General features: G+C 70.9%; 9 protein-coding genes. 6 read left to right on the forward strand and 3 right to left on the reverse strand.

All coding sequences use genetic code 11. The features are described from left to right. Positions 1–133: 133 nt before the first annotated feature. Together I4Q55_RS42880 and I4Q55_RS42885 are read right to left on the reverse strand one after the other, a co-directional pair. Complete coding sequence (locus tag I4Q55_RS42880; protein ID WP_206796404.1) at positions 134–973, reverse strand: chitosanase; 840 nt, start codon at positions 971–973, stop codon at positions 134–136. A 174-nt stretch (positions 974–1,147) separates the two neighbouring features. After that, entirely contained in the window at positions 1,148–1,738 is a 591-nt protein-coding gene (locus tag I4Q55_RS42885; protein ID WP_206796405.1) for a TetR/AcrR family transcriptional regulator, read from the reverse strand. Between the two features lie 67 nt (positions 1,739–1,805). Here I4Q55_RS42885 and I4Q55_RS42890 point away from each other — a divergent pair, with 67 nt between their 5' ends. Continuing rightward, positions 1,806–3,284, forward strand: a complete 1,479-nt coding sequence (locus I4Q55_RS42890) for an NAD(P)/FAD-dependent oxidoreductase (protein ID WP_206796406.1) — start codon at positions 1,806–1,808, stop codon at positions 3,282–3,284. Continuing rightward, entirely contained in the window at positions 3,265–4,083 is an 819-nt protein-coding gene (locus tag I4Q55_RS42895; RefSeq protein WP_206796509.1) for an SDR family oxidoreductase, read from the forward strand. The genes I4Q55_RS42890 and I4Q55_RS42895 overlap by 20 nt, the downstream gene beginning before the upstream one ends. A 34-nt stretch (positions 4,084–4,117) precedes the next feature. Here the strand turns inward: I4Q55_RS42895 and I4Q55_RS42900 are convergent, their stop codons facing one another. Further along, positions 4,118–5,278 carry a trans-acting enoyl reductase family protein gene (locus I4Q55_RS42900; RefSeq protein WP_206796407.1) on the reverse strand — a complete coding sequence of 387 codons (1,161 nt, stop codon included), beginning with the start codon at positions 5,276–5,278 and terminating at the stop codon, positions 4,118–4,120. Between the two features lie 112 nt (positions 5,279–5,390). Between I4Q55_RS42900 and I4Q55_RS42905 the strand changes: the two genes are divergently transcribed. The 4 genes from I4Q55_RS42905 (at position 5,391) to I4Q55_RS42920 (ending at position 12,734) form a co-directional block, all read left to right on the forward strand. After that, positions 5,391–6,554 carry a lactate 2-monooxygenase gene (locus I4Q55_RS42905; protein ID WP_206796409.1) on the forward strand — a complete coding sequence of 388 codons (1,164 nt, stop codon included), beginning with the start codon at positions 5,391–5,393 and terminating at the stop codon, positions 6,552–6,554. A gap of 119 nt (positions 6,555–6,673) precedes the next feature. Further along, on the forward strand, positions 6,674–6,892 hold the full coding sequence (locus tag I4Q55_RS42910; protein WP_206796411.1) for a hypothetical protein: 219 nt from the start codon (positions 6,674–6,676) through the stop codon (positions 6,890–6,892). A gap of 117 nt (positions 6,893–7,009) precedes the next feature. Then, positions 7,010–10,900 carry an ATP-dependent RNA helicase HrpA gene (hrpA, locus tag I4Q55_RS42915; protein ID WP_206796413.1) on the forward strand — a complete coding sequence of 1,297 codons (3,891 nt, stop codon included), beginning with the start codon at positions 7,010–7,012 and terminating at the stop codon, positions 10,898–10,900. 130 nt (positions 10,901–11,030) lie between these two features. Continuing rightward, positions 11,031–12,734, forward strand: coding sequence for a sialidase family protein (locus I4Q55_RS42920; protein WP_206796415.1), 1,704 nt, complete (start codon positions 11,031–11,033; stop codon positions 12,732–12,734). Positions 12,735–12,742 lie beyond the last annotated feature (8 nt).

Raw genomic sequence — 12,742 nt, forward strand, 5'->3', positions numbered from 1 at the left:
CGCACGGCGGACGCGCTCCTGACCCGCTGACCCCGGTTTCCCAAGCGCCCCAAGGTGGCCTTCGGTGCGTTGAACGCACCGAAGGCCACCTTGGGTGCGTTCAACGCAACCAAGGCCACCTTGGGGCGCTCGCTCAGTTGATCGTGTACGAGTCGCCGTACACCTTCCACTTCAAGGGCGTGTGCAGGTCGAAGTTGCCCTCGTTGAGGAACTTCAGCTGCGCGGTGTCCACCCGCGACGTGTCCGCGTGCGCCTCCTCCTGCTTCATGATCACCTTGCGGGCGTCGAGGAAGGCCTTCAGGTACGTCGTCTCGTTGCCGCCCTGGGCCGGGGTTTTCGCCTTCTGCATCGCCGTCCTGCGGATGCCGCCGAAGCTGTCGGAGCTGGTGCCGGGGCCGTGCATCACGATCGCGTCGTAGTAGATGAACTGGCCCAGCGTGCTCAGGCCGTCCGATTTGCCCTGGTTCACCGACGGGTTGAAGTACACGCGGTCACGCTCGTTGTTCTGCGCCGTCTGGAACGCCGTGGTCGCCGCGGCCTGCTTCCACGCGCTCTCGAACGCCGAACCCAGGCCCGCGTGGGAGTCCGTGCCGTTCACCTTGCGCAGCGCCGGGAGGTACTTGGCGAGGGGGTTGTTCGGCACTGAATTCGTGTACGCCTCGACGAGTTCGAGCATGTCGCCGGTGCCCGAGCAGAACCCGATGATGCCAGCGGTGTACCCACGGCCGTCGCCGATGTCTTCGATGTACTTGTACTGCGCCTTCCAGTCCAGCGACGAGTTTTCCGCGCTGGAGACCAGCTTCATCGCGATTTCCTTCTTCGCCGGCGCCGAAAGGTCGCCGGCGGCGAGCACCGAAGCCCCGGCGACCGGCGCGGGGGCGGCCGAGGAGAACGCGGGCGTGGTGATCACGAGGGCCGCGACGGAGGCGGCGCCGAGCGTGCCGAGGAGGACCGGCCGCAACTTCTTGCTCATGGGGAGGGACCCTTTCCGCGGGATGCGCCGTCGGAGCACGGCGGTACGGATGTGTGCGGGTGGAGCTGCGGCGTAGCGACACGGTAGCGAAGAGTCAGCGAGCTCCACAAGAGGCGGAATCCGTTCATGTTCGTGAACGGTCCAGACCATTCGGCAAGGGTCCACAAAGGACGTTCAGCGCACCCCGGCGAAGATGCGGATGACGTCCGGCAGTACGTTCACCGGGATCGTCGGGTCGATGGCGCGCTGGACGCCGAGTCCGATGCCCAGGCTGAGCAACGCCGTCGCGGCGTCGTCGGCCGACATCGGGAGTGTGATCCCGAACCGCTCGGCGTACCCGGTGAGCAGGCCGGCGATGGTGTCGCGGATGGCCTTGTCCCGCGCCGCCAGCTCGGCGCGCACGTGCGGGTTGTGACGCGCGTTCGTCGCGAACTCGACCTCGAGCGACGTCCAGGCCTCGTCGCCGATGCTGCGCTCGGCCCACGCCTGGAACGCCGTCAGCAGGCCCTCCATGCCGTCGGCGCCGACCAGTGCTTCGGCGATCAGCGCGACCTGCTCGTCGTGGATCCGGTCGAGCACGGTGAGGCACAGCTCGTCCTTGTTGCGGAAGTTCGAGTACACCGCGCCCTTCGAATACCCGGCCTCGTCGGCGACCTTCTCCAGCGACGTCACCGAGTAGCCGTCGCGCAGGAAGAGCTGCTTGGCGGTCTCGATCAGCTGCTCGCGGGTGCGCGCCTGGCTTTCCGCGCGGGTGAGTCGGGCCATGCCGGCAACTCTAGCGAACTTCAGGATCGGGGTACCGCTGGTATTCGGATACTGTTAGTCTCCGGAAATGGAACAACGCCACTTCGCGGTCCTCGTCATCGGTGCCGGGGCGTCGGGGCTGGGTGCCGCCATCCGCCTCGCCCAGGCCGGCGTCGGCGACCTCGCCGTGCTGGAGAAGGCCGACGCGCTCGGCGGGACCTGGCGCGACAACACCTATCCCGGCTGCGCGTGCGACGTCCCGTCCGCGCTGTACTCGTACTCGTTCGCGCCCAATCCGGAGTGGACGCGCGCGTTCGCCGGCCAGGCCGAGATCCGCGCCTACCTGCGGGACACGGCCGAGCGTTTCGGCGTCACCGGCAAGATCCGCTACGGCGTCGAGGTGACGCGCGCGCAGTGGAACGCCCGCGAGTCGATCTGGGAACTGGAGACGTCCCAGGGGTCCTACACGGCCCGGATCCTGGTCGCCGGCACCGGTCCCTGGCACGAACCGCTGATCCCGGACCTGCCGGGGCTCGGCGGGTTCCCAGGCGAGGTCTTCCACTCCGCGCGCTGGAACCACGGCTACGACCTGGCGGGCAAGCGCGTCGCGGTGATCGGCACCGGCGCGTCGGCGGTCCAGTTCGTCCCGCGGATCGTGCCCGAAGTCGGGCGGCTGCACCTGTTCCAGCGCACCGCGCAGTGGGTGCTGCCGAAGCCGGACCACCACGTCCCCGGTGTCGAGCGGTTCCTGCTGCGGCGGTTCCCGGCACTGCAGCGGGCGTTGCGCAGCGCCGAATACGGCGCGATGGAGACCCTCGGCTTCGGCTTCCGGCACCCGTGGCTGCTGCGGCAGGTGCAGAAGATCGGGCTCGCCCACCTGCGGCTCGCAGTGAAGGATCCGGTGCTGCGCCGGGCATTGACCCCGGACTACACGCTCGGCTGCAAGCGGCTGCTGATGTCCAACACGTACTACCGCTCGCTGACACAGTCCCATGTGGACGTGCACCCGACGGCGGTGCGGGCCGTCGACGGCAATCGGGTGCTCGGCGCGGACGGCTCGTCGGCGGAGGTCGACGCGATCATCTTCGGCACCGGGTTCCACATCCTCGACATGCCGGTGTCGTCCCGCGTCTTCGACGGCGACGGCCGGAGCCTGGACGACCACTGGAAGGGCAGCCCGCAGGCATACGCGGGGACGACGGTGGCCGGGTTCCCGAACCTGTACCTGCTGCTCGGTCCGAGCCTCGGCACCGGGCACTCGTCGGCGTTCATGATCCTGGAGGCCCAGCTGCGCCACACGGTGGCGGCGGTGACGCGGACGCTGAGCGCGGGGTGGACGTCGCTGTCGGTGCGCCCGGAAGTGCAGGCGGCGTTCAACGCGGAGGTCCAGGCCGCGCTGCCGGGCACGGTGTACCAGGCGGGCGGCTGTTCGAGCTATTACACGGATGTCAACGGGCGCAACAGCTTCAGCTGGCCGTTTTCGACCGGGCGGCTGCGGTCGCAGGTGGGGGCGTTCACCGAGGCCGACTACGAGATCGGGAGGGCGCGTGCGGTATCCGGCGATTGAGGCGCGCGGCGCGGTGGTCGCGATCACCGGTGGCGCCCGGGGGATCGGCCGCGCGACGGCCGCCGAGTTCGCGGCACGGGGCGCCACGGTGTGCGTCGGCGACCTCGACCCGGCCTCCGGCGTGCCGTCGTTCCCGCTGGACGTCACGAACCGCGAGTCGTTCGACGCGTTCACGGCCGCGGTGACCGAGCGGTTCGGGCGGATCGACGTCCTGGTCAACAACGCGGGCGTGATGCCGCTCGGCGACTTCCTCGAGGAACCGGACGGCGTCGGCCGGACCACGCTGGACGTCAACGTGCAGGGGCTGGTCCACGGGCTGCGGTCGGTGCTGCCGGGGATGATCGCGCGCGGCCGCGGGCACGTCGTCAACGTGGCCTCGATGGCGGGGAAGATCCCGCTGCCCGGCATGGCGGTGTACAACGCGAGCAAGTTCGCGGCGGTCGGGCTGACGGCGGCGGTCCGCCGCGAGTACGCGGCGACCGGGGTCAGCGTCAGCGCGGTGCTGCCGAGCGCGGTCCGCACGGAGCTGGCGTCCGGCGTCCGGCTGGGCGGGGCACTGCCCACAGTGGACCCCGAGGACGTGGCCAGGGCGATCGCGGGCACCCTGCGCAGCCGCCGCGCGGAGACGGCGGTCCCACGCTGGCTCGGCGGCTGGGATCTGCTCGCCGCGCTGACGCCGGAGCCGGTGATGGCGTGGGCGCGCGGGCTGATCGGCGACGACCGGGCACTGCGGGAACTGGACCCGGAGGCCCGCGCGGCCTACGTCCGGCGGGTGTCGGCGCAGGTTCGCCGCGGGTGAGCACGAGGCCGCCCGCGCGACCTTCCGGGCCGGCTCAGAGCGTCGTGAAGCGGATCCCCGCCTTGGTGAGCCGGTCCACCAGCGCGCCGCCCATCGCCGTCGCCGTGGTCACCTGGCCCGCCGTCGCCGGGAGGTCGTCGGTCGCCAGGCACAGGGCCGACTCCGCGAGCATCTTCGCCGTCTCGTCGTAGCCCGGGTCGCCGCCGGACACCTCCGTCACCACCCGGGAGCCGCCGCCTTCGCCGACGAACCGCACCGAGAACCACGACCGCGCGCGCCGCTCGGGGCTGGGCCCGTTGCCCGGCGCCAGCAGCCGGCCCAGGGCCCGCCGGGCCGGCGGGACCTGGGCCGCGGCGAGCAGGGCGCCCGCCCCCGCCACCCCGCCGGCCAGCACCGGCAGGTGCTTCACCGCGGCGAAGTGCCGGTAGGTGAAGTCCGGCCCGTAGCGCTCGGACGCGGCCGCCGACCGGCGCACGACCTCGGCGTCGATCGTCGGCAGCGGCACCGCCCACCAGCCGGCTTCGGCGAACCGGTGCGGGCGGCCGAGCGGGGCCCGCGCGAACCGGCCGGCCGGGCGCGGCTCGGCCGCGGCCCGCTCGCGAGCCGCGCGGGCGCCGGCCGGCAGCCGGGACATGATGGTCAGCGCGCTGAGGAACGTGCCGCCCGACGGCATCCCGCCGGCCCGGACGTACCCGTCGACCCGCAGCGGCACGCCCTCGGGCAGCTGCCGCACGGTGAACCAGGCGCCGAGGTCGTGCGGGATCGAGTCGAACCCGCACGCGTGCACCAGCCGCGCGCCGGTCTCGCGGGCCCGCCGGTCGTGCGCCAGGTACATCCGGTCGACGAACTCGGGCTCACCGGTCAGGTCGACGTAGTCGGTGCCCGCCTCGGCGCACGCCGCCACCAGCGGCTCGCCGTGCGTCAGGTACGGCCCGACCGTCGTGATCACCACCTTCGTCGCCGAAGCGACGGCCGCGAGCGATGCCCGGTCGCCGGAGTCGGCGACGAGCAGGTCGAGCGCGCCGAACCGGTCGTCGATCTCGGTCAGCAGGGCCCGGACGGCCTCGAGCTTGCCGCGGCTGCGCCCGGCCAGCGCCCAGCGCAGGTCCGCCGGCGCGTGGCGGGCCAGGTATTCGGCGGTCAGGCCGCCGGTGAACCCGGTGGCGCCGAACAGGACCACGTCGTACGCGCGCATGTCTGCTCCTTCGAAGGGACGTCGACGGGCCTGAGGTTACCCGTCGGTCACTTCGGGGCGCCGGGTGAACTACCGGCGGGTACAGTGCCCCCTCGAACGCGAGGAGGCAACCGTGACCGAACGCTTCGGCAGCTACCAGAACGAGATCTACCTGCAGGGACTCGGTGGTCAGCTGCCGCCGTGCTCGACCGACGCCACCCGGCTCGAAGCATCGGCCCGCGAGGTCATGGCGCCCGGGCCGTTCTCCTACGTCGCGGGCGCGGCCGGCTCCGGCGCGACCGCCCGCGCCAACCGCGAGGCGTTCGAGCGCTGGCGCATCGTGCCGCGCATGCTGACCGGCGCCACCGAACGCGACCTCGCCACGACCGTGCTCGGCACCCGGCTCCCGGCCCCGGTGGCCGTCGCGCCGGTCGGCGTCCAGTCGATCGTGCACCCGGACGCCGAGTCCGCGACCGCCCGCGCCGCCGCCTCGGTCGGCCTGCCGTTCGTCCTCTCCACGGCGTCGTCGACCGGCATCGAGGACGCCGCCGCGGCCAACGGCGACGGCCCGCGCTGGTTCCAGCTGTACTGGCCCGGCGACGCCGACGTCTGCGCGAGCCTGCTGAAGCGGGCGAAGAACGCGGGCTACACGGCGCTGGTCGTCACGCTCGACACGTGGACGCTGGCCTGGCGACCGTCCGATCTGGACCAGGCGTACCTGCCGTTCCTCAAGGGCGAGGGCTGCGCGGTCCCGTTCACCGACCCGGTGTTCCGCGGCCTGCTGGAGAAGACGCCGGAGGAGGACCCGAACATGGCGATCCTGCGCTGGATCGGCATGCTCACCGGCACCGACCGGACGTGGGACCAGCTGCCGTTCCTGCGCGAGCACTGGGACGGCCCGATCGTCCTCAAGGGAATCCAGCACGCCGGCGACGCGCGCCGCGCGGCCGAGGCGGGCATGGACGGCATCATCGTGTCGAACCACGGCGGCCGCCAGGTCGACGGCGCGATCGGCGCCCTGGAGGCGCTCCCGGCCATCGTCGCGGCGGTCGGCGACCGCGTGGAGGTGCTGTTCGACTCGGGCATCCGCACCGGAGCCGACGTGCTCAAGGCGCTGGCCCTGGGCGCGCGGGCGGTCCTGGTGGGCCGCCCGTGGGTGTACGGCCTGGCCCACGCGGGCGAGGACGGCGTCCGGCACGTCCTGCGCAGCCTGCTGGCGGACTTCGACCTGACCATGGGGTTGTCCGGCCACCGCACGCTCGCCGACCTGGGCCCGGACTCGCTGCAGCGGACGTGAGGTAACGAATCGGGAATTCCGGAGACAGCGGGGGCCGGGACCGCTACATTTCTGCCTCACCACGGCCGCTCGGGGACGGACCGATGGTTTCATCAGTCCTTTCAGCAGGGGGTTTTGTCATGGTCAGAATCGGTGGCATTCTGGTTTTCCTGGGGCTCGGTTCGCTGTTCCTCAAGTACGTCGGGCTGGAGATCAAGGGGCAGGAAGCGGTCGAGGGCGCTCAGCCCTGGCTCGGCATCGGCGTCGCGCTCGTCGGCGCGGTGCTGATCGCCGCCAACGTGCTCATCGGGCGGCGCAAGGCCGCCGCTCCGGCTCCGCAGCCCGGCCAGCCCGGCTGACGCTCGTCCCCGAAGGCCCCTTCGCCGCCGGTGAGGGGGCCTTCGGCGTGCCCCCGGTCACGCGCCGGGGATATTCGGAAGCCCCGTTCGTCACGCACGGCTATCCTTGGTCCAAGAATGTCCACGTCATCCCCCTTCGAAGCGCTGCGTGCGCGCCTGCCCGAGCTGATGCCGCGCGACGAGCACCGGTTGCGCCGGCGGCTCGACGGTGCCCGCAAGGCCCGCAACCGCGAAGCCGCCTTCGCGCAGATCGCCGCTGACATCGACAAGGCCGAGCTGCGGATCCGGTCGCGCCGCGAGAGCGTGCCCAAGATCGAGTACCCCGAAGAGCTGCCGGTCAGCAAGCTCAAGGACGAGATCGCCGCCGCCATCGAGAAGCACCAGGTCGTGATCGTCGCGGGGGAGACCGGCTCGGGCAAGACCACCCAGCTGCCGAAGATCTGCCTGGAGCTCGGCCGCGGCATCCGCGGCCAGATCGGGCACACCCAGCCGCGGCGGCTGGCCGCGCGCACGGTCGCCGACCGGATCGCGAGCGAGCTGAAGACCGAGCTCGGCGACGCCGTCGGCTACAAGGTGCGGTTCACCGACCAGTCCGGGCAGGACACGCTGGTCAAGCTGATGACCGACGGCATCCTGCTGGCCGAGATCCAGACCGACCGGTCGCTGCGCCAGTACGACACCTTGATCATCGACGAGGCCCACGAGCGCAGCCTCAACATCGACTTCATCCTCGGCTACCTCAAGCAGCTGCTGCCCCGCCGTCCCGACCTCAAGGTCATCATCACCTCGGCGACGATCGACCCGGAACGCTTCTCGAAGCACTTCGACGACGCCCCGATCGTCGAGGTCTCCGGCCGGACGTACCCGGTCGAGGTGCGCTACCGGCCGCTGGTCGACCCCGACGACCCCTCGGAAGACGCCGACGAGCGGGACCAGACCCAGGGCATCCTCGACGCCGTCGAGGAGCTGTGTGCCGAAGGACCCGGCGACATCCTGGTGTTCCTGTCCGGCGAGCGCGAGATCCGCGACACCGCGGACGTGCTCAACCGGGCGAACCTGCGCAACACCGAGGTCCTGCCGCTGTACGCGCGGCTGTCCTCGGCCGAGCAGCAGCGCATCTTCCAGTCCCACACCGGACGCCGGGTCGTGCTCGCGACGAACGTCGCCGAGACGTCGCTGACCGTGCCTGGCATCAAGTACGTCGTCGACCCGGGCACCGCGCGGATCTCCCGCTACAGCCACCGCACCAAGGTGCAGCGGCTGCCGATCGAACCGGTGTCGCAGGCGTCGGCGAACCAGCGCAAGGGCCGCTGCGGCCGGACGTCCGACGGCATCTGCATCCGGCTCTACTCCGAAGAGGACTTCGAGAGCCGTCCCGAGTTCACCGACCCCGAGATCCTGCGGACCAACCTGGCCTCGGTCATCCTGCAGATGACGTCGCTGGGGCTCGGCGACATCGCCGCGTTCCCGTTCGTCGAGCCGCCGGACCGCCGCCAGGTCAGCGACGGCATCGGCCTGCTGCAGGAGCTGGGTGCGTTCGACAGCGCCACTTCCTCGGACCGGCGGCTCACCGACATCGGCCGCAAGCTCGCACAGCTGCCCGTCGACCCGCGGATGGGCCGGATGGTCCTGGAAGCCGCGAAGAACGGGTGCGTCCGCGAGGTCATGATCATCGCCGCCGCACTGTCCATTCAGGACCCGCGGGAGCGGCCGGCGGAGAAGCAGCAGGCGGCCGACGCCCAGCACGGGCGGTTCGCCGATCCGACGTCGGACTTCCTGGCCTACCTGAACCTCTGGGAGTACGTCGCCGAGCAGCAGAAGGCGTTGTCCGGCAACCAGTTCCGGCGCATGTGCCGCACCGAGTACCTCAACTACCTGCGGCTGCGCGAGTGGCAGGACATCTTCAGCCAGCTGCGCCAGCTGGCCAAGCCGCTCGGCATCCACCTGAACACGAACGCGTCCCCGGCCGACCCGCAGCGCGTGCACACGTCGCTGATCGCGGGGCTGCTCTCGCACATCGGGCTCAAGGACCCGGCCAAGGGCGACTACCTGGGTGCGCGCGGCGCCCGGTTCGGCGTGTTCCCGGGCTCGGCGCTGTTCAAGAAGCAGCCGCGCTGGGTGATGTCGGCGGAACTGGTCGAGACGTCGCGGCTGTGGGCCCGGGTCAACGCGCGCATCGAGCCCGAATGGGTCGAGCCGCTGGCCCAGCACGTCGTCAAGCGGTCGTACTCCGAGCCGCACTGGGAACGCAAGCAGGGCGCGGTGATCGCGACCGAGAAGGTGACGCTGTACGGCGTCCCGCTGATCGCCGACCGCCGCGTCAACTACGGCCGGATCGACCCGGAGATGTCGCGGGCGCTGTTCATCCGGCACGCCCTGGTCGAGGGCGACTGGCAGACGCGCCACCACTTCTTCGCCGAGAACCGCGCGCTGCTGGAGGAGGTCGAGGACCTCGAAAACCGCGCGCGGCGGCGCGACATCCTGGTCGACGACCAGACGCTGTACGAGTTCTACGACGCCCGCGTCCCGGCGGACGTCGTCTCGGTGCGCCACTTCGACAGCTGGTGGAAGAAGGCGCGCCACGAGCAGCCGGACCTGCTGTCGTTCGAGAAGTCCATGCTCATCAACGAGACCGCGGGCGGCGTCCGCGAGGGCGACTACCCGGACTCGTGGACGCAGGGCACGCAGGTCTTCAAGCTGACGTACCAGTTCGAGCCGGGCGCGGACGCCGACGGCGTCACCGTGCACGTCCCGCTGCCGGTGCTCAACCAGGTGACGCCGGACGGGTTCGACTGGCAGGTCCCCGGCCTGCGCGCGGAGCTGGTGACGCAGCTGATCAAGTCGCTGCCGAAGGCGTTGCGGCGCAACTTCGTCCCGGCGCCGGACACCGCCCGTGACGTCCTTTCGCGAGTGTCCCCTTCGGACGGTCCGCTGCTGGAGGTGCTCGGCCGCGAGCTGCGCGCGCTGCGCGGGATCACGGTGCCGTACGCGGACTGGGACCTGGCTTCGGTGCCGGAGCACCTGAAGATGACGTTCCGGGTCGTGGACGAGCGCGGCAAGAGGGTCGCCGAAGGCAAGGACGTTTCGGAGCTGCAGCGGCGGCTGGCGCCGAAGGTCCGCGCGACGATCTCCAAGGCGGCCAACACCCTCGAAAAGGCCGGGCTGACGAAGCCGTCGTTCGGTTCGCTGCCGAAGGTGTTCGAGTCGACGCAGCGCGGGCACGACGTCAAGGCGTTCCCGGCACTGGTGGACGAAGGCGAGTCGGTGGCCGTGCGGCTGCTGGACACGCCGGAGCAGCAGCGGCACGCGATGTGGGCGGGCACCCGGCGGATGCTGCGGCTGAACCTGAACTCGCCGATGAAGTTCATCACGCGGTCGCTGTCCAACTCGTCGAAGCTGGTGCTGAACCGGAACCCGCACGGCAGTGTCGCGGCCCTGCTGGAGGACTGCGTCGACTGCGCGGTGGACGCCCTGATGGCCGCGGGTGGCGGCCCGGTGTTCGACGAGACCGGCTTCAAGGTGCTGCTGGAGAAGGTCCGGGCGGGCCTGCACCCTTCGGTGCTCGACGTTCTCACGGACGTGGAGAAGATCCTCCGCGCGGCGAACGACGTCGAGGTGGCGTTGTCGTCGGCGCGCGGTCCGGCGGATTCGCTGGCCGACATCCGCGCCCAGCTGGCCGGCTTGGTGTACCCCGGTTTCGTCACGGAGACGGGTGCTCCGCGGTTGCGGCACGTGGTCCGGTATCTGCAGGGGATTTCGCGCCGGCTCGAGAAACTGGCTTCGGAGCCGACTCGCGACCTCCAGCGGACGGCGGACATCGCGTGGATCACCCGTGAGTACGAGGACGCGCTGGCTTCGCTGCCGCCGGGAACCTCGTCGCCGGCGTTGCGCGAGGTGCGGTGGATGATCGAGGAGCTGCGGGTTTCGTTCTTCGCGCAGACGCTGGGGACGGCGCATCCGGTGTCGCTGAAGCGGATCACAAAGGCCCTCGACGACGCGTTGGCCTAGCGGAAGACCCTCCAGCCACTTCCGCGCGTCTTCGCCGGAATGTCCGGCTTCGAACTTCCGTCGGTTGACCGCGGCCGCGCGCGGGTCAAGCCTGGGGCGGCTGGAGACCTTCCTGGGAAAGGGCTTTCCGATGTCCTTGGGTGTTTCGTCCGCCAGGCGAAGAATTCTCGCCGTCTGCGCCGCACTGTTCCTGCCGCTTGTCCTCGCGCCCGCCGCGCACGCGGCCGAGGCTCGGCACCACGTCCCGAACCCGCTGCTCAAGGAGCAGTTCGCCGACGGGGAAGACGAGGACGGCGACGATCCCGCGTTGTCCGCGCTCTGCCAGACCTACCTCGGCAAGCCGAACCCCTACCGGCCGCTCGCGCCGAACACCGACGTCATCGACGGGGACACCATCGTGCCGACCGGCAGCCAGACCGGCTGCAGCACGGCCCAGAACGAGACCACCGTCGCCGTCAACCCGGAGAACCCGCGCAACATCGTCGCCGGCGCCAACGACTACCGGCTGTACAACACACGAGAGGCCCGCAACGACTCCGGCGGCTTCGCCTACACGTCGTTCGACGGCGGCCGGACCTGGGTGAACGTCCAGCTGCCGCACCTCGATTACCCGACCGGGGCGACCGCACCACTGTCCTATATGGACGCCGCGGGTGACCCGGCGATCGCGTTCGGGCCGCACAACACGGTGTACTACGCGACGCTGGTGTTCAGCCGGGCCGAGGTGCCGGACGGCCAGCAGACGGCCAGTGGCATCGCGGTGTCGGTGTCCCACGACGGCGGCCGCAGCTTCGGCGACCCGGCGATCCTGCACCTCGACGGCGTCACCCCGGCGGGCACGCCGACGCCGGCGCGGATCTTCAACGACAAGGAGTGGATCGCCGCCGACCCGGTGTCCGGCGACGTCTACGTGACGTGGACGCAGTTCACCTACGACGCGTCCGGCGCGTTCGCCGAGTCGCCGATCGTGCTGTCGAAGTCGGCCGACTTCGGCCGGACGTGGTCGCCGACGCGCCGGATTTCGCCGTCGCTGACCGGGTTTCCGGGCGGGATCACGCCGTTCGGCAGCGGCTCGAACCCGGTGGTGACCCGCGACGGAACGCTCCAGGTGGCGTACGAGACGTCGGTGTGCGCGACGGCGGCGTGCGACCAGCCGGCCGACCACGACGCGGTGGTGGTGGCGACCTCCCGCGACGGCGGCCGGACGTTCCGGCACGCGGAGGTGGGCCTGGACTTCGACTTCCCGGTCGACGAAGACGTCGCCAACAACGCGCTGACCGGCGAGAACTTCCGCGTCAACAGCTTCCCGCAGCTGACGTACGACCGCGCGACGGACCACCTGTGGGTGACGTGGGCGGACGACCGCAACGGTACGTACCGCGACGGAGAGTCGGTGAAGACGAACGGAGACGCGTTCCTGAGCGGATCGGACGGCCGTCACGGCTGGTCGAAGCCGGTGCAGGTGGGAACGGCGGCCGACGAGGTGTTCCCGGCGGTGGCGGCGGTGGCCGGCCGCGTCGCGGTGACGACGTACACGCGCGCGTACGACCCGAACGGCATCGGACTGGACTACGCGTACGCGACAGGCTGGGGCGACGGGTTGTCGCCGCTGCGAAGGATCACGACGCAGACGGCGAACCCGCAGGTCCAGTTCGTCTCGCCGGGAGCGGAGACGGGCAAGGAACTGCAAGGGGTGTTCATCGGCGACTACACAGCGGCGGCGGTGGGCGCGGACTTCCGGCTGCACCCGGTGTGGACGGATTTCCGCGGAAATCCGGGGAAGACGCTGCCGAACCAGGACGTCGGGACCCAGTCGCTTCCGATGTTCCCGTAGTGGCGGGG

Source organism: Amycolatopsis sp. MtRt-6 (assembly GCF_017308975.1).
Taxonomy (GTDB): Bacteria; Actinomycetota; Actinomycetes; order Mycobacteriales; family Pseudonocardiaceae; genus Amycolatopsis.

Excerpts from the sequence above, each read along its gene's own strand:
- I4Q55_RS42880 (WP_206796404.1), bottom strand. The coding sequence starts at position 973 with ATGAGCAAGAAGTTGCGGCCGGTCCTCCTCGGCACGCTCGGCGCCGCC.
- I4Q55_RS42885 (WP_206796405.1), bottom strand. The coding sequence starts at position 1,738 with ATGGCCCGACTCACCCGCGCGGAAAGCCAGGCGCGCACCCGCGAGCAG.
- I4Q55_RS42890 (WP_206796406.1), top strand. The coding sequence starts at position 1,806 with ATGGAACAACGCCACTTCGCGGTCCTCGTCATCGGTGCCGGGGCGTCG.
- I4Q55_RS42900 (WP_206796407.1), bottom strand. The coding sequence starts at position 5,278 with ATGCGCGCGTACGACGTGGTCCTGTTCGGCGCCACCGGGTTCACCGGC.
- I4Q55_RS42910 (WP_206796411.1), top strand. The coding sequence starts at position 6,674 with ATGGTCAGAATCGGTGGCATTCTGGTTTTCCTGGGGCTCGGTTCGCTG.
- hrpA (WP_206796413.1), top strand. The coding sequence starts at position 7,010 with ATGTCCACGTCATCCCCCTTCGAAGCGCTGCGTGCGCGCCTGCCCGAG.
- I4Q55_RS42920 (WP_206796415.1), top strand. The coding sequence starts at position 11,031 with ATGTCCTTGGGTGTTTCGTCCGCCAGGCGAAGAATTCTCGCCGTCTGC.